Source organism: Cupriavidus sp. 01L45 (assembly GCF_056399885.1).
Genome location: NZ_JBFTSG010000008.1, coordinates 100132 through 116307, shown reverse-complemented (window position 1 = coordinate 116307; position 16176 = coordinate 100132). Strand labels below are relative to the sequence as shown.

Genomic DNA, 16176 nt, shown 5'->3' with positions numbered 1-16176 from the left:
CGGCGTTCTCAGACATCCATGTAAGACGCGTGCTGCGACGGTATCAGTCGAGGGCTTGGATCACACCGGCAGACACAGAGGTCATCGCTCAATGCGGCTTGTCGCCCGTCAGGCCCCGTCATCGACAGGCGTGGCCCGACACAAACGATCCGTCCCATCGTTTTGCAGGCTGGACACCACACCGGATCGCCCTCATAAGCCTGCTCGCGATCTCCCACCTTGTCGTCCCCATCCCCACCTTCAACGGTTCCACCAGAGGTTGTCGAATCACCCCTCGTGATGTCGTAACGTCTTATCAAAATCAGCTCCTTGTTTGCCATCTCTCGGCCTGTATCGATACAGGAACCCTCTCCAGTTCGTGCCTTGGCGACTCCGTCGCAAAATCAGACGAATACTGTGCGGTCAGACTGGCTCAGTCTCGCGCGATACCGAACGCACGACCGCAGAATCCACACCGTCAGGCTGGCCAGCAAAGACGATCTGACTTTGGACGTCACCGGATAGCGAACCCGCAGCGCAGGCTATCGCGAGCCAGGGTGCCGCAGCGCCAGCATGCCCGACGGTCTGGTCGAGGTCTGTAGGCCGGACGGTCAGCCCAAGACGCATGGCAGCCTCGCGCAACACCCCCGCCTGCGTTGCATCGAGGCCTGTCTGCCAACCACCGGGAATGTCCGCGGCAGTGACATCGCCCCATTTCACGGCATGCGACAAAGCGCCGTCGGACTGGTCGAACGGACCGCGTACCGGGCGATGCAGGGTTGCCTCAGACACCACATGGAGCCGGCCAGCCTGTTCGCCTGGCATGAGAAGAAGAGCGGCTCCCGCTTCCGTCGCGCCGACGGGCGGCGTCTTGCTCAGCACCGGATACAGTTGAATGGCGACAATCAATCYCGCCTCGCGCCCTTCGCCACCAGCAGCCTGATCAAGCCAACTGTCGAGAACATCGAGGCCGGCAGGCTCAGTCTCCTCGGCGAGGCGCATATCTCGAAGTTGACGTTTTCGCCAGCATTCTTGCCAGAGCGCCACATAATCCTTGCGAAGCAATCCTCCCGACACCCATAGACAAACACTAAGATCGACCCGCGAAGGCAAGGACTGGATGCGGTTGGCAAGATCGTCAAGCAGTTCCGAATACAACCATCGCGTCACCTTGCAATGACGGCGATCATCTGCCTCCTTTCCACCAGGATCAAGCGGTACGCCAGGCACCACCAGCCAGCGAGCCTTTGTAGGAGCGCCGTCTCTCGCGATCGGCTTTTGCGTCTCCAGCCTGACAGTACCTGCCCTTATGGCGCCAGTTGCGTTCTCGCTCTGGTCCGACGAAAAACGATGGGCCGCGCCGAGCAAGGCCAAGGGACGCGCAGCCAAGGCGAAGACGCACTCGTTGTACCTGCGGATCACTTCGTTGCGCATCAGAACGTCAAGTCTGTGACCCTCATGATAGCTATACCGGAACAGCAATATCGACGCAGGTATCCCCACCGGGAACAGGATCAGGGTTGCCCAGAATCTCCACGTGTGCGTGGGCAGATGCTTCGGCCATGACAGGAGGATCACGAATGCGCACGCCAGCACCATGACGAGAAACACGATCGCCCAGACTGGCCGCGATGGAGAATTGCCGGGCTCCGGTTCTTCCTTCGGCAAAAGCGAGAAATCAACAGCCATGGCATCCCGCGCAGCGCGGACCGAGATTGGATTTCAGTTCGTTCACTGTTCTGTTCTCCTGTTACGTTACTGGCTTTGAGGGATGTCAGAATCCGTTCGGACGCGGGCGCAAGGTTCGTGAGACCACGTCCCATAGCGCAACGGCCTCGCCCTCGGTCAGCGATGCCTTTTCGATAGGATCGCGTAGCACTCTATTCTCAGATCCAGTATCCATTTCCAAGATGACCAAGGGCGCTTGCGCACTGCCGATCCTGGAATTCGCCTCCAGCGCCAGATGGTGTCCAGGCACACCTCGCGTGGTTATCCCCGCCATCAGCCATTCCTCTGCCGGCAAGCCAGGCAAGTCCACCGGCCCCATTCGAATCGTGCGGCCCTCTCTTTCCTTGAGCGCCGCGTTGATGCTGTCGCCACGTTGCAGCAGCGTGGTTTGCTCTCGAATATCGGAATTCGTCTCCAGACCGACACTAACGTCGATCTTGTCATGCAGCACGAATTGGGTCCAAAGGTTTTCCGTGGCACCGGCCTTGCCCGGCAGGAACCCACCAAAAAAGCACACCCCGGGCTCGGACGGAATCTCACTTTCCGGACGGCCACGCACACGTTTCAGCAGGTCGAATACGCGGGCGCGCAGTTCCGGAACGATGTTCTTGGGAGTGATTAGCTCGACAAGCGAGTCGTTGGTTTGATCCGGGTTGGTGTAATCCCACCCCTCCGTTCTCATCTTGATCTGAAAGCCCCGGTCCCACTTGTAAGCTTCGATGACCCGGCTGGCTGGATGAGCAAGAACATCGCCCCGATGAATGAAATATCTTGTAGCTGCACCCGACACCTCACCGCTTGCATACAGGAACGGGTAAGCATCGGCACTCCTGGTACCTTTCAACTCCGCTTCGCGTGAGGTGACCTCCCGCTGAAACTGATCCTCCGGCATTGCCATCGCCTCAAGAGGAATCTGGTCCACCGTGAGGTTTCCAAACACAAACACATCAGCCGGCATGTCAATCAGGTAGCGTCCCACGCAGCGCGGACCGAGATTGGCTGTTAGTTCGTTCATGGTTTTTCTCTCCTCTTGCGTCAATGGCTTGGGCGGATTGCAGGCTGTCAGACATAGCGCGAAACATGCGATGGCCACCACGGTTGCTTTCTTCATGACTTGTAGGCCATCGAGGTCTTCGCAACGCCACAGGCAATCTTGGTGATCGCCCAAAGGGCAAAAAGCTGTTGGGACCTGTTCTTGTATGCACCTTCGTGATCGACGCCCGGATATGGCACACAAGCCTTGACTCTTCGGCCTGGGGCGGCGCCGGATCGGATTGGTACCGTGCCATCTCCGTTCTCGCCGGCCCCCTTCAAAATGAAGCTTGTCGCCAACGGTCTGCCGCCAGTGTGCTGGTGCACTGTCTGTTCGCCCTTCCCCGGATCGTGCAAGACCTGTCCGGCCGCGAGATCGTCAACTTTGGGATACGCATCGAACAGCCGGAGAGCACTGGAGATTCTCCGCTCCCAGACCACGTCGCCCCATGTCTTATGACCTGAATCGTCTCCATAGAATGCGTAAGTGGTTGCGTGGTACTTCCCACTGATCTCCGCTTGGAATACTTTGACTTGACGCTCAATAAGATCCACAAATCCGATCCAGTCCCGATCAATCGTCGCCTTCTTCGGATCCAGCGGATTGATCAGCTTGTCATCGCAAAGGCCCCACCACTTGCCGCGGACGGTATAGATCTCCTTGTACGGGTCTGCCTTGGGCAAGCCGACAGTACTCTTTCCGTCCTTGAGCTTGAGCCAACCCATCCCGTACTCCGGGCTGGGCAACAACTGCAGGGGCCCGGGTGATTGCGCGAACACAGCAGTCATCTCCGCGGCGTTGGCGCCCAAGACGATCCCTTCCGGCATCTCCGTGCCGGCCTTCACCCGTTTATAGGCTGTAGCCGAACCCGTGGCGGGCATTACGCCGTGCACGATCCCCAGCACGTTCTTGTTGCCACCCATCAGTTCGGAGTAGTAGCGAGATACCAGGCCGCCCATCGAATGCGTCACGATGATCACGTAGTCGCACATATAGCCCTTGCTCCGGTAGTACGCCATGAACTCCTGGATCTTCCCGTCCAATCGCTTTGCAGACTCTGCATTCGATTGGAGCCAGTTGTAACCTACGGCATGCAAGGGGAGCTGGTATTTATAGGAGAGTGCCACCTCATTGTGGGTTAGCAACTCGACGCCAGGTGCATTGGCCACAAGGGTCTTCATCAGGCGCGCGCGCTCGCCCGTCTTGCACTGATCGGCGTCGTTGAGCGCATTCTCGAGCCAGGGTAGAAACGTGCCATAGCTCATGAAGCCGACCTCACCCCACCCGCGGCGCTTCAGTTCGGCATCGTTCTGGCGCGTGCCTTGCGGGATGGCTCCATCGGCATAGACCTGGGTTTTTTTGGGATCAAGGATCCGCTTTCGTGTATCCGGACCTCTGTTCGCCCACGCCTTCGAGACACTCCCCTTCCCGTTTACGAGCCACACGTGTTTTCCGTCATCACCCATCAAGTTCGTGCCCATCACACCTGGCACAAAGATCACGGGTATGATCCTGTCGGGCACCATGTGACATACGGCAATGCTGTCGTCGGACGGCGACATGACGGACGAGTAGTGCACCGAGCCATCATCGGCTATGGAGGGTGGGATAACGCGTTCAACGGTGGCCATACGAAGTTGCTCCGGTTTGCTTCTGCGTGATTGTGGTTGTGAGGTGCACTGCGCGCCAACGCGACTCATTCCGGATCGATGCGCAGGCGCAGTCCATCCACGAAAAGACTCTTCTGCAGCCCCGTCTTTCCTTCGGCATCGGTGGTGCCACGGATCACACTGCCGTCTTCGCGAATGATGGAGAACGTGCGATTGCTGACGGGCTGACCATCGAAGGGCCATCTGAGCATGTATTGCTCATCAAAATTGGCGTGCTTCCACGTATTCATCGATTCGGCGAGCGAAGCCGGCCCCTGACGGCTGTACGCGGCCGCCTTGATGGTCCGGTCACCGCGCGTGCCGTCCTCAATGCCCGTCGACGACAGGCGAAGATAGGAGCCACCGCACTTGAGCAGCAGCTCCTCCCTGGCCTCGATCACGACGCACCCGTTTGCACTGCTGATCGTCATGTTCTTGTCCGACAGCAGGCGCATCTCATCGCTCTGCGCCTGAATCTCGACCTTGCCCTTAGCAGCAAACAGCTTGATGCCGAGTTTCTGCGCGAACACGGACACCAGTTCGCCCGCCGCAACCGTAAAGCGCTTGAGTACGCTGATGTCGGCATGACCGCCAGCGGTGGCGATCAGGTTTTGAGCGGCCGTCAGTTGCAAGTCGGCACCCGAGGCCAGCGCCAAGCCCGCCGGTGCGCTGACAAGTATCCCGGCCTTCTTCAGCGCCGTCAGCGTATCGTTGAGCAAGGCTTTCTGCCGGTTGTAGTCCGCGGCCACCGCTTGTGCCGCGTTGGCGGCCGAAGCCAATGCTTCGCTCTGCTGAAGGGCTTGCTGCAGCAGGCTCTGCGCTGCCTCCATATCGAGTTGCTGACCGCCGGCGTTCGGCTGGTCATCCGCCGAAACGAACAGCCCCTTGCCGCCGCGAATCGCGCCCCAGCCAGAAGTACGCAGCTCGAACCCTTCGCCGCGCTTCTTGCGTTCGCCGTTGACCATATGCCCCAGGGTCAACTGGCTCTTGCCCGAATGCTCGGTGGAAAGCTGTACGTGTTCCTCGTCCTCCCAGTCTTCCAGTTCGACCTTGTTGCCGCTCTGCGTATGGATGACATTGCGCGACTGCAAGCGGTCCTGGTTGGTGATCAGGTCGACATGCTGGCTGTTGTGATGGAAATGCGCGATATACGGCTTGTTCGGATTGCCGTCGTGGAACGCAATCGCCGCCTCGGTCCCATCCAGCGCCGGGAAGTGAAAGCCCGTCCGGTGAGCCCCGGCAAATGGCTTGGCCGAACGCAGCGGTACGCTCTCGCCGCCTTTTGGCCATTCATCGAAATCCAGGTCGAAGCGGACCGTGTAGTGGCCCACCTGCGTCAGGTAGGCGTACTTGTACTGGCCCGGCGAGGTGATGCGCGCGCTCAGCGTGCCGTGGATCCGCGCCCATTTTTCTTCATGCAGCGGCAGCCGGAAATGCCGGTCGGACGGGATCGCCTTGTAGGTGTTACGGTAGGCCTGGTCGCGCGCGCCGCTGTGCCTGACCTCGATGATCACCTGCCCGTTGGGCGCATCCGGCAGGACCTCGTCCATGCGCAGGATGCGCCCCGAGTGTAGAGCCCGCACATTGCTCGCGCCCTCGTAGACCACCTGCCAGGCGATTGCTGCCTCGTGGCGCAACTGGGCCTCCCATTTGGCGCCGTCCTTGTCCAGGTGATGGCTCCCAAAGACATAGGACTCGCCATAGGTCGTCTTGCCCTTGCGGGCGATGTTCGCCTCGGCATGGATACGCTCCCAGGACTGCTCGGGGTTGTAGTCCGCGACGCGGACCGATTCCGGCACCGTCTGCGCGCGGGTCTTGAGATCGGTCACAGCCTCGGCGCCAGACTCCAGCCCCGCGGTTTCGCGGAAAGGCACCCGCAACTCCGGCAGATAAATGTAGTGGTCGATGTCGTCGCCAAATACCACCATCTCGCCGAACTTTCCCAGGGCGAAGTAGCTGTAGAGCCCTTCCTGCTCCATCAACAGGCGGATGTAGGCCCAGTCGGACATCTGGTACTGGAGGCGGAACTTGTGCTGCGGATACTTGCGGCGCGTCTTGAAGGAAAACTGATGACCTTTCAGGTCATGTCGCCGCAGGATTGCCTCAATGATCTGCGGGGCGGTCTGGTGTTGATAGACGCGGCTCGCGCGGGTGAGTTTCAGCCGTGCGACGAGCGGCTCGACCACGATCTCGTAGCTGCTGAAGTCATGAGTCTGCTTGGTCTGGCTGAAGCGCATGATGCAGCCTGCAAACTTGCGCGGCTCCGTCCCGTCTCCGGGATCGATCAGGAACGTCGCGTCCTTGCCGAGATAGTCGGCCCGCTCAAGCGGCAAGGGGTGCGTCAGCTGGATGGTGACGGTATAGGGCTCGCCCATGCGCTCCACCGCTTCGAATGACACCACCGACAGCTCGGCGGCGCTGGCCGTGCCGGGCACCTCGAGGAAGTAAGCCTGGCACCCGGTCAATCCCTTGAACGGCGCACTGCCGTATGTCCTCCGTTGTTCATCCGGATCCGTCATGGTTTCCGCTCCGTTGTCGGCGTGATCGATGCTGACGCAGGACTTTAAACGTCTTTTTATATGCCATAAATACCTTATATTCCGTTTTTGAAATTTAACATTTATTTAACATGAATTCGTACTTGTCCTATATCCATCACATGGACCTCCATGCTATTAATTTCGGCGAACTACCTTACTGATCGCTAACGAAAAAATTGGAAAATTCTTGAAATCAGTTGTGTGATTCCGCGCAGCGCCAAGCAATCGCGGGCAGGGCCTTCCAGTACTCAGCCGAGGCCGACTAGAAAGGAATGCGGGCGACAATGGACATATTCACATTCGGCGCGTTTGTGCTACGGCGACGGGATATTTGCAGCGATCGGAAAATAGGATGCCAACCGATGAATCAGAAGACCTGCGCCTGATGAGGCCACCCAGTCTTATCGGACAAGTGAGGCGCACCCATAAAATGAACCCAATGAAAAACCTGAGTATCATCAAGTACACCTTCGCCGTCATAGGTATCGCGTTGCTGCTTGGTGCAGTCGCCATCGGTCAGCACACGCGTTCATTCCTGTCGAACGCGGTGCGTGCGGACGGCACCGTCGTTGCCCTCGATGCACTGCACGACCGCGGTTCGACGACCTACAGACCAATCATTCGTTTCCAGACGCCAAGCGGGACCGTCGAATTCCGTTCCTCGAGTGGCAGCAACCCACCTGGCTACACAGTCGGCGATACGATCCCGGTACTGTATTCGCCGGCAAAGCCGAATGAAGCGACGCCCGACGAATTCTTCCCCCTTTGGGGGGCGGCAACGATAGTCGGTGGCATCGGCCTCGTGTTCTTCGCCATTGGCGCCACGATGGTCGTGCTGGCACGGCGCTCATCGCGTCGAGAAGCCTACTTGCGCAGCCGGGGCGTACCGGTCCAAGCACGCATCCAGGGCATCGAAGAGAACGAAAGCATGCAAGTCAATGGACGCACGCCCTACCGGATCACGGCACAATGGCTGGACCCGGCGACATCGCGAATCCACATCTTCTACAGCGGCAACATCTGGTTCGATCCGACCGACTATGTGACGGGTGAGCACATCACCGTCCTTTTAGATCGGAATAATCCGAAGCACTATCACGTCGACATTTCGTTCCTGCCGCAACTGGCAACCTGACACGCAAGCCAGGTAGCTGAACCACCCCTCTCCCCCGGCGGGGAAAGGAACTGACAGCCATCGTCATTGCCGACTGCTTTGACATGCCGTCGGCTTCTGTCGAGGCACGTTGCGCCCCTAAACATCGATCGCCGTATCCGACTTCACCTTCTTGCGCAACTCGAACTTCTGGATCTTGCCCGTCGATGTCTTAGGCAACGGCCCGAAGTACACCGCCTTGGGCACCTTGAAGCCCGCCAGCAGGGTGCGGCAATGGGCGATCAGTTCCTCGGCCGTTGCGCTGGCGCCATCCTTCAGCTCCACGAACGCGCAGGGCGTCTCGCCCCATTTCACATCCGGCTGGGCCACCACCGCCACGGCCAGCACGGCGGGATGGCGATAGATCGCGTCTTCCACTTCCACGCTGGAGATATTCTCGCCACCGGAGATGATGATGTCCTTGCTGCGGTCCTTGATCTTGACGTAGCCGTCTGGCGTGCACACGCCCAGGTCGCCGGTATGGAACCAGCCGCCGGCAAATGCCTCGCGCGTGGCCTTCTCGTTCTTGAGGTAGCCCTTCATGCAGATGTTGCCGCGGAACATGATCTCGCCGATTTCCTCGCCGTCCGAGGCCACCGGTTGCATGGTGTCCGGGTCCAGCACGGCCACCTCCGTCTGCAGGTGGTAGCGCACGCCCTGCCTTGCCTTCTTGGTGGCGCGGTCCTCTTGCGACAGCCCGGCCCAATCGTCCTGCTCGGCGCACACCGCGGCCGGGCCGTAGGTCTCGGTCAGGCCATAGACATGGGTCAGCTCGAAGCCCATTTCCTCCATCTGCGCCAGCACCGCGGCCGGCGGCGGCGCACCCGCCACCATGCCGCGCACCGGGCCGCGCAGCCCTTCGCGCCAGGCCGGCGGCGCGTTGACCAGCGCGGTATGCACGATGGGCGCGGCGCAGTAGTGAGTCACGCCTTCGTCGCGCATCAGGTCGAATACCAGCTTGGGCTCGAACTTGCGCAGGCACACATTGACCCCGGCGCGCGCCGCGATGGTCCACGGGAAGCACCAGCCGTTGCAGTGGAACATCGGCAGCGTCCAGAGGTACACCGCGTGCTTGGGCAGGTCCCACTCAAGGATGTTGGAGATGGCGTTGATGGCCGCGCCACGATGGTGGTAGACCACGCCCTTGGGGTCCCCGGTGGTGCCCGAGGTGTAGTTGAGTGCGATCGCATCCCACTCGTCGGCGGGCATTTGCCAGGCGAATGCGGGATCGCCGGAGGCCAGCAGGCTTTCGTAGTCGGTCTCGCCGAAGGGCTGCGCGTCCTGCGGGCCCAGTGCGTCCACCACGGCGACTACCTTCAGCCCCGGGATCTCGTTGGCGATCTGCCGCGCCAGGTCGGCAAACTCGGTGTCGGCCAGCAGCACCCTGGCCTCGCCATGGCGCAACATGAAAATCAGGTTGGCAGCATCCAGCCGGATATTCAGCGCATTGAGCACCGCCCCGGCCATCGGCACCCCGAAATGCGCCTCCACCATGGCGGGCGTGTTGGGCAGCAGGGCTGCTACGGTATCGCCCTTGCCCACGCCCAGGTTCGCCAGCGCGCTGGCCAGGCGCCGCGCGCGTGCATAGGTCTCGCGCCAGTTCTGGCGCACCGGGCCGTGCACGATGGCCAGGCGATCGCCATAGACCTCGGCGGCGCGCGCCAGGTAGTCGATCGGTGTCAGGGGAACGTGGTTGGCCGGGTTCTTGCCCAGGCCGGTATCGAAATCGCTTGGCATTGCTGTAGTCTCCGCATGCGCCGGCAGGGCCGGTTCCTTTCCACAGGATGAACCAAGCGCGGCCGGTCGCTGTTACTTTTCGCTGTGCAAGGCTATCATCGCACACGACGAAGCTCTGTCGTCCGGATGACAATGCCCGCGCCGGGCCAAGCCGAAATCATGTCCAGCCCGCCATCAGCCACACCCCAAGCGCTCACGCCCCCCTCTGCAGCCGCCACACAGCCGCCAGCATCCTCGCCGTGCACCGGGCATGCCGCCCTGCTCTCGGAACATGAATGGTTCGCCGCGCTCGCGCCCGGCCATCAGGCACTGGCGGCGCGGCAACTGGTCGTGCAGGACTTTGCCGCGGGCGCCTTCGTGGCGCATCGCGGCGAGCCTTCGCGCTACTGGATCGGGGTGGAGCGTGGCCTGATCAAGCTCGCGGTCTACACGCCGGACGGGCGCGGCTGCACCTTCTCGGGCGTGCCGGCGGGCGGCTGGTGCGAAGAAGGCAGCGTGATCAAGCGCGAAGCACGGAGATACGATGTGATCGCCATCCGCGACTCGCGCGTGGCGCTGGTGCCGGACACCGTATTCCACACCTTGCTGGCCGAGAGCCTGCCTTTTGCCAGCTTCGTGGTGCGCCAGCTCAATGAACGCATGGGCCAGTTCATCGCCACCGTGCAAAACGAGCGCCTGCTGAGCGTCGATGCGCGCGTGGCGCAAGCGGTGGCCCAGTTGTTCCATCCCGCGCTGTATCCGCGTACCAGCGAGGTGCTGGAGCTATCCCAGGAGGAGATTGGCCTGCTGACCGGACTTTCCCGCCAGCGGGTCAACCAGGCGCTGCGGCGGCTGGCGTCGGAGGGCATGGTGGACCTGTCGTACCAGAGCATCCGGGTGACGGATCTTGAGCGCCTGCGTCACTTTGGCTTGTCCGAACTGTAGCCAATGTAGCCAACGCGGCCGATGAAACCTTCCTTCGCCATCCCGGAAGCCACTGGCCTTGCGAACCCGTACAATGCGAGTTCGGCTTCGCGCCCCGCGCGTCGCCTGCCAGCCGGACCCTCCTGAACTTCGCATGGCCCTCGTCAGCAGAACCGATCTGCGCCTGTCCCGCTTGCGCTTTCCCTTCGCGGTGCGCGTCGACGCCCTGCGAGGCAGCGCGCGCCTGCGCGACGCCAACGCGCGGCGCGAGGTGTGGCCGGGGAATCCGTTCGTGGTCCCTGCCTTTTCATATTTCGATTGCGATTTGCTGCCGGCGCCCGGGCGCAGCGCGGTGATCACGCTGCGCGCGGTGCCGGACGACGCCTGTCCGCGCATGACGCTGGCCGCCACGCCGGGCGGCACATACCCCAGCCAGAAATACTGGTCGCGCGCCCTCGCCGGCGAGATGTTCGAACACCCCCGGCTGGCCTGGAATGCGGCACTGGTGGCCGAGCGCTGGCAGGCCACGCCGCGCCTGGTACGCGCACGCCTGTTCGCGGAAGGCGAATCGCTGCGCACCCTGCTGCGCGAGCAGCGGGTAGCGCATACGATCCACCTGCTTGCGATGGACAAGGACGCACCCCCCGAGTGGCTGGCCAGGCAAGTGGGACTGGCGGGCGTCGCTGCGTTAAGGGCCGCCTGCGCCAACACGCTAGGCCCCTCTGCCCTGAGCTTGCTGGCGGACAGAAACAGCCAGGCTGCCCCCGCCGGACTGCGTCCGGCATTCACGCTGGCGGCCTGAAGCACCGCGTCCGGCTTCACTGCATTGCGGCCTTCACGGCGCTTGTAAAAAACCTGCGGCGTTTGTAAAAAGCACTGGCCTGCCTGCGGTCCATAGTGCCCGGCATGTGCGGGGCCGTGAACATCGTGCCCTTGCCCGACTAGTGGCGGCAAAAGAAAAGCAAGGCCAGGGAGACGCGCAAACCGTTGCCAGCCGGTCCAATGCGGGGCGCACGCGATCTCGGGTGACCGGCAGGTGGCATGGATACCCGCAGCGTGGCACGCGCCTTGCACCCCTCCATTAACGCGGCATTCCGCCGCGCCATGGAGAGCACAATGGGACAGCAACAGCAACCCGGCCAAGGCCAGCAAGACCAAAGCAAGCAACAGCAGCAATCCGGTCAGCAAGGCGGCCAGTCCGGCAGCCAGGACCAGAAGGGCGGCCAGCAACAGCAGCAGGACCGTGGCCAAGGCCAGCAAGGCGGCCAGCACGACAAGCAAGGACAACAGGGCCAAAAGGCCGACCAGGCTGGGCAGCAAAACCAGCAAGGCCAGAAAAGCGGCCAGCAAGGCCAGCGTTAATCACTTTGCCGGCATAACGAATTGGCTTGCGGCGGCAATCAAGGCCGCCGCCCGGCGCCGCCTCCGCGTGCTTGCGTGGAGGCGGCTTTTTGTTTGAGCTGGATTGAGGAATGGCCGGGCGACGCCATGGATCATGCTGACGCCTTACCTGCGGCGGCGGTTTACCTTGCTGCCGCAAACCGGCGCCGGATGGCCCTTGTCAGGCGGCATCCCGGGCAACGGCCTTCGCACCTTTTTCCTCGCTGGCCTTGCGCGCCTCCAGCAAATCCAGCGCCACGTCGACGATCATGTCTTCCTGCCCGCCCACCATGCGCCGGCGCCCGAGTTCGACCAGCACGTCGACCGTCTTCAAGCCATATTTGCTCGCCGCGGCCTCGCTGTGGCGCAGGAAACTGGAATACACGCCCGCATATCCCAGCGCCAGCGTTTCGCGGTCGACCCGCACCGGCCGGTCCTGCAGCGGACGCACGATGTCGTCGGCGGCATCCATCAGCTTGTAGAGGTCGCAGCCGTGGTTCCATCCCATGCGCTCCGCCGCCGCGATAAAGACTTCCAGCGGCGCATTGCCGGCGCCGGCCCCCATGCCGGCAAGGCTGGCGTCGACGCGGTCGCAGCCCTCCTCCACCGCCACGATGCTGTTGGCCACGCCCAGGCTCAGGTTGTGGTGGGCGTGCATGCCGGTCCGGGTTTCCGGCTTCAGCACGTCCTTGAAGGCGCGGAAGCGGTCGCGGACATCGTTCATGGTCAGCGCGCCGCCCGAGTCCACCACGTAGCAGCAGGTGGCGCCGTAGCTCTCCATCAGCTTTGCCTGCGCCGCGAGGTGCTGGGGCGTGGTCATGTGGCTCATCATCAGGAAGCCGACCGCCTCCATGCCCAGGTGGCGGGCGTACTCGATATGCTGCCGCGAGACGTCCGCCTCGGTGCAATGCGTGGCCACGCGGACGATGCGCGCGCCGGCGCCATAGGCGGCCTTGAGATCATGGACGGTGCCGATGCCGGGCAGCAGCAAGGTGGCGACCTTGGCATGGCTGACCACGCTGGCCACCGCTTCGATCCATTCCAGGTCCGTATGGGCGCCGAAGCCATAGTTGAAGCTGGACCCCTGCAGGCCATCGCCATGCGCCACTTCGATGGAGTCGACCCTGGCCTCATCGAGGGCCCTGGCGATCCGGACGGCTTGTTCGATGCTGTACTGGTGACGGACGGCGTGGCTGCCGTCGCGCAGCGTCACGTCGGAGATATAGAGTTTCTTCTGGTCTTGCATGACAGTCTTTCCTGATGAGCGGCCGCGTCAGGCGGCAGCGCGTTGGGCAAGCATGGCGCCGGCCATGCGCCTGGCGATGGTCAGCGCGGCGCTGGTCATGATGTCGAGGTTCCCGGCATAGGCGGGAAGATAGTGGGCAGCGCCCTCCACCTCCAGGAACACCGAAGTCTTGAGCCCGCTCACCCGCCCCACGCCCGGCACCACCAGCGGCGCATTGGCCGGGATCGTCTCGAACTGCACCTTCTGCTTGAGGCGGTACCCCGGCACATACTGCTGCACCTCGGCGGCCATGGCTTCGATCGACGCGGCGACCGCATCCTGCTCCGCCATCTCGCTCAGGCAGTAAACCGTGTCGCGCATGATGAGCGGCGGCTCGGCGGGATTGAGCACGATGATGGCCTTGCCCTTCCAGGCCCCGCCGATCGCTTCGATCGCCTTCGAGGTGGTCTCGGTGAATTCGTCGATATTGGCGCGCGTGCCGGGGCCCGCGCTCTTGCTGGAAATGCTCGCGACGATCTCGGCGTACAGCACGGGCGCCACGCGGGAGACAGCGGCCACCATGGGAATGGTGGCCTGTCCGCCGCAGGTGACCATGTTGACGTTGTGTGCGTCGAGATGGGCGTCGCCGTTGACCACCGGGATGCAGTACGGGCCGATGGCCGCCGGCGTCAGGTCGATCATGCGCAGCGACGGGCGCAGGCCGCGCAGGAACGCATCGTTCTTCACGTGCGCGCCGGCGCTGGTGGCATCGAACACGATGTCGATGTCGCCGAACACGGGCATGCGCGTCAATCCTTCCACGCCCTCGTGGGTGGTCGCCACGCCGAGGCGCGCGGCGCGTGCCAGGCCGTCCGATGCCGGGTCGATGCCGACCATCGCGCCCATCTCGATCTGCTCGCCGTGGCGCATGATCTTGATCATCAGGTCCGTGCCGATATTGCCGGAACCGATGATGGCTGCTTTCAGCTTGCGGGTCATGTCGTTCTCCTGTTGCTTGTTTCGCGTCATTCCACGCTGGCGCCGCTGGCCTTGACCAGCGGGGCCCAGCGCGTGCTTTCGCTGTTGAGGAAGGCGCCGAACTGTTGCGGCGTCATGGGCAGCGCTTCCAGGCCCTGGTCGGCAAACCGCCTGGTCACCTCGGGTGCCTTGAGCGCCTTGACCGCCGCCTCATTGAGACGCGCGACGATGGCATCAGGCGTGCCGGTCTTGACCACCATGCCGAACCAGACGCCGGCATCCAGCCCGCCAATGCCGAGCTCGGAGAGCGTGCGCACGTCCGGCAGCGAAGGCGAGCGGCGAGGCGCCGCGATGGCCAGCGGCTTGACCTTGCCGCCCTTGATCAGCGGCGAGGTGGTGATCACCGGGTCGAACATCATGTCGACCTGCCCCGCCATCACATCCTGCAAGGCCGGGGCCGAGCCCTTGTAGGCCACGTGGGTCATATGGCCGCCGGACTTGTCGGCGAACAGGCCGCCCAGCAGGTGCCCGATCGAGCCGATGCCCTGCGAGGCATAGTTCACGCCGTCTGGCTTGCTCCTGGATAGCGCCACCAGTTCCTTGACGGAATTGACCGGGCTGCCCTGCGGCACCACCAGCACGAGCGGCGACGAAGCCAGTGCCGTCACCGGCTTGAAATCCTTGAGCGGGTCGTACGAGAAATTGCGGTACAGACCAGGATTGATCGCGAACATTTCGGTGGCGGCCACAAACAGGGTGTAGCCATCCGCATCGGCACGCTTGACCGATTGCGCGGCGATCTGGCCGCCACCGCCGGGCCGGTTCTCGACCACGACCGGCTTGCCGAGACCGGTTTGCATCTGCTGCGCCATCTGGCGCGCAATCATGTCGGTCACGCCGCCGGCGGGGAACGGCACGACGATGGTCAGCGGCCGGCTGGGAAAGGTGTCGGCCATGGCGGGGGCGTTGGCGGCCAGGCCGACGGTCGCGAGCAGTGCTGCCAGGATGGGTTTTGCGTATTTCATGTTGTCTCCTTGTGTATTTCTAATGGGGTAAATCGCTTGATACGCGGCGCGCTAGCCCTGTGCGAACCGTGCCCGCACACTGCCGATGCCGCTAATGCGGGCCTCGAAGCACTGCCCCGGTCCGGCGGCGGCCATCGGGCCGAGCGCACCGGTCAGGATCAGGTCGCCGGCGCGCAGCGGGTCGCCCAGCGAGGCCAGCTTCCGGGCCAGCCAGACCGCGGCGTTGAGCGGATGGCCAAGGCAATCCGCACCCGAACCCATGGAGACGCGCTCGTCGTCCCGCAGCATTTCCATCTTCACGGTCTTCAGGTCCAGGCCGGCCAGCGGCACGGGCACAGCGCCGAGCACCACCAGGCCGCTGGAGGCGTTGTCGGCCACGGTATCCACGTACGAGATATCCCAGTCGCGGATACGGCTGCCGACCACTTCAATCGCGGGCAGCACGTAGGCGATGGCGTTGATCAGGTCCACCAGCGTGGCGTCCTCCTCCGGCACATCGCGGCAGAGCACCAGCGCGACCTCGGCTTCCGCCTTCGGCTGCAGGGTGCGCGCTACCGGAATCGGCTCGTCGTCGCCGAAGACCATGTCGGCGAACAACGTACCGAAGTCGGGCTGGTCCACGCCAAGCTGGCGCTGCACCGCTGGCGAAGTCAGGCCGATCTTGCGGCCCACCACGCGGCGGCCCTGAGCCCGCCACGCGTCGACGTTGGCGCGCTGGATGGCATAGGCCATCGCGGCATCGCCGGGCGGGATTTCGCCGCGCAGCGGTTCGACCGGCGTGCGCGTCTGCTCTGCCTCGCGCAGCCGCTTGGCAAGCGCGAGCGTCATTTCCTGGTTTGACATGGT

At 62.9% G+C, this 16176-nt stretch carries 14 protein-coding genes; 4 read left to right on the top strand and 10 right to left on the bottom strand.

Annotation, left to right across the window (positions count from 1 at the left end; translation table 11 throughout):
- Nucleotides 1–8: 8 nt before the first annotated feature.
- The 5 genes from AC1DT6_RS07750 to AC1DT6_RS07730 form a co-directional block, all read right to left on the bottom strand.
- Nucleotides 9–296, bottom strand: coding sequence for a PAAR domain-containing protein (locus AC1DT6_RS07750; RefSeq protein WP_441629787.1), 288 nt, complete (start codon nt 294–296; stop codon nt 9–11).
- A 106-nt stretch (nt 297–402) separates the two neighbouring features.
- Nucleotides 403–1668, bottom strand: a complete 1266-nt coding sequence (locus tag AC1DT6_RS07745; RefSeq protein ID WP_477114581.1) for a hypothetical protein — start codon at nt 1666–1668, stop codon at nt 403–405.
- An 85-nt stretch (nt 1669–1753) separates the two neighbouring features.
- Nucleotides 1754–2818, bottom strand: coding sequence for a T6SS immunity protein Tli4 family protein (locus AC1DT6_RS07740; RefSeq protein ID WP_441629751.1), 1065 nt, complete (start codon nt 2816–2818; stop codon nt 1754–1756).
- Nucleotides 2815–4371 (bottom strand): esterase/lipase family protein, encoded by a 1557-nt coding sequence (locus AC1DT6_RS07735; protein WP_441629750.1) that lies wholly within the window; start codon nt 4369–4371, stop codon nt 2815–2817. The genes AC1DT6_RS07740 and AC1DT6_RS07735 overlap by 4 nt, the downstream gene beginning before the upstream one ends.
- Nucleotides 4372–4436: 65 nt before the next feature.
- On the bottom strand, nt 4437–6908 hold the full coding sequence (locus AC1DT6_RS07730; protein ID WP_441629749.1) for a type VI secretion system Vgr family protein: 2472 nt from the start codon (nt 6906–6908) through the stop codon (nt 4437–4439).
- Between the two features lie 373 nt (nt 6909–7281).
- Between AC1DT6_RS07730 and AC1DT6_RS07725 the strand changes: the two genes are divergently transcribed.
- The gene (locus AC1DT6_RS07725; RefSeq protein ID WP_441629748.1) at nt 7282–8064 is read left to right on the top strand and encodes a DUF3592 domain-containing protein; all 783 of its coding nucleotides are present in this window, start codon (nt 7282–7284) and stop codon (nt 8062–8064) included.
- 117 nt (nt 8065–8181) lie between these two features.
- Here AC1DT6_RS07725 and AC1DT6_RS07720 read toward each other — a convergent pair whose 3' ends face one another.
- Complete coding sequence (locus tag AC1DT6_RS07720; RefSeq protein WP_441629747.1) at nt 8182–9819, bottom strand: acyl-CoA synthetase; 1638 nt, start codon at nt 9817–9819, stop codon at nt 8182–8184.
- A 159-nt stretch (nt 9820–9978) separates the two neighbouring features.
- Between AC1DT6_RS07720 and AC1DT6_RS07715 the strand changes: the two genes are divergently transcribed.
- The 3 genes from AC1DT6_RS07715 (at nt 9979) to AC1DT6_RS07705 (ending at nt 12084) form a co-directional block, all read left to right on the top strand.
- Nucleotides 9979–10743: a Crp/Fnr family transcriptional regulator gene (locus AC1DT6_RS07715; protein WP_441629746.1), complete on the top strand. Its 765-nt coding sequence runs from the start codon at nt 9979–9981 to the stop codon at nt 10741–10743.
- Between the two features lie 133 nt (nt 10744–10876).
- Nucleotides 10877–11524 carry an AraC family transcriptional regulator gene (locus AC1DT6_RS07710; protein WP_441629745.1) on the top strand — a complete coding sequence of 216 codons (648 nt, stop codon included), beginning with the start codon at nt 10877–10879 and terminating at the stop codon, nt 11522–11524.
- Between the two features lie 314 nt (nt 11525–11838).
- Nucleotides 11839–12084, top strand: a complete 246-nt coding sequence (locus AC1DT6_RS07705) for a hypothetical protein (protein WP_035871606.1) — start codon at nt 11839–11841, stop codon at nt 12082–12084.
- Between the two features lie 199 nt (nt 12085–12283).
- On the opposite strand, the gene dmpG is transcribed toward AC1DT6_RS07705, so the two are convergent.
- Genes dmpG through mhpD form a run of 4 tightly spaced genes read right to left on the bottom strand, consistent with a single transcriptional unit; the run spans nt 12284 to nt 16173 of the window.
- Nucleotides 12284–13348 carry a 4-hydroxy-2-oxovalerate aldolase gene (gene dmpG / locus AC1DT6_RS07700; protein ID WP_441629744.1) on the bottom strand — a complete coding sequence of 355 codons (1065 nt, stop codon included), beginning with the start codon at nt 13346–13348 and terminating at the stop codon, nt 12284–12286.
- A 27-nt stretch (nt 13349–13375) separates the two neighbouring features.
- Nucleotides 13376–14326 (bottom strand): acetaldehyde dehydrogenase (acetylating), encoded by a 951-nt coding sequence (locus AC1DT6_RS07695; RefSeq protein WP_441629743.1) that lies wholly within the window; start codon nt 14324–14326, stop codon nt 13376–13378.
- 26 nt (nt 14327–14352) lie between these two features.
- The gene (locus AC1DT6_RS07690; RefSeq protein WP_441629742.1) at nt 14353–15330 is read right to left on the bottom strand and encodes a Bug family tripartite tricarboxylate transporter substrate binding protein; all 978 of its coding nucleotides are present in this window, start codon (nt 15328–15330) and stop codon (nt 14353–14355) included.
- A gap of 51 nt (nt 15331–15381) precedes the next feature.
- On the bottom strand, nt 15382–16173 hold the full coding sequence (mhpD, locus tag AC1DT6_RS07685; protein ID WP_441629741.1) for a 2-keto-4-pentenoate hydratase: 792 nt from the start codon (nt 16171–16173) through the stop codon (nt 15382–15384).
- Between the last annotated feature and the right edge of the window lie 3 nt (nt 16174–16176).

Coding starts and splice junctions, on each gene's coding strand:
- AC1DT6_RS07735 (WP_441629750.1), bottom strand. CDS start 4,371: ATGGCCACCGTTGAACGCGTTATCCCACCCTCCATAGCCGATGATGGC.
- mhpD (WP_441629741.1), bottom strand. CDS start 16,173: ATGTCAAACCAGGAAATGACGCTCGCGCTTGCCAAGCGGCTGCGCGAG.
- AC1DT6_RS07720 (WP_441629747.1), bottom strand. CDS start 9,819: ATGCCAAGCGATTTCGATACCGGCCTGGGCAAGAACCCGGCCAACCAC.
- AC1DT6_RS07710 (WP_441629745.1), top strand. CDS start 10,877: ATGGCCCTCGTCAGCAGAACCGATCTGCGCCTGTCCCGCTTGCGCTTT.
- AC1DT6_RS07725 (WP_441629748.1), top strand. CDS start 7,282: ATGCCAACCGATGAATCAGAAGACCTGCGCCTGATGAGGCCACCCAGT.
- AC1DT6_RS07730 (WP_441629749.1), bottom strand. CDS start 6,908: ATGACGGATCCGGATGAACAACGGAGGACATACGGCAGTGCGCCGTTC.
- AC1DT6_RS07715 (WP_441629746.1), top strand. CDS start 9,979: ATGTCCAGCCCGCCATCAGCCACACCCCAAGCGCTCACGCCCCCCTCT.
- dmpG (WP_441629744.1), bottom strand. CDS start 13,348: ATGCAAGACCAGAAGAAACTCTATATCTCCGACGTGACGCTGCGCGAC.
- AC1DT6_RS07740 (WP_441629751.1), bottom strand. CDS start 2,818: ATGAAGAAAGCAACCGTGGTGGCCATCGCATGTTTCGCGCTATGTCTG.
- AC1DT6_RS07705 (WP_035871606.1), top strand. CDS start 11,839: ATGGGACAGCAACAGCAACCCGGCCAAGGCCAGCAAGACCAAAGCAAG.
- AC1DT6_RS07695 (WP_441629743.1), bottom strand. CDS start 14,326: ATGACCCGCAAGCTGAAAGCAGCCATCATCGGTTCCGGCAATATCGGC.
- AC1DT6_RS07690 (WP_441629742.1), bottom strand. CDS start 15,330: ATGAAATACGCAAAACCCATCCTGGCAGCACTGCTCGCGACCGTCGGC.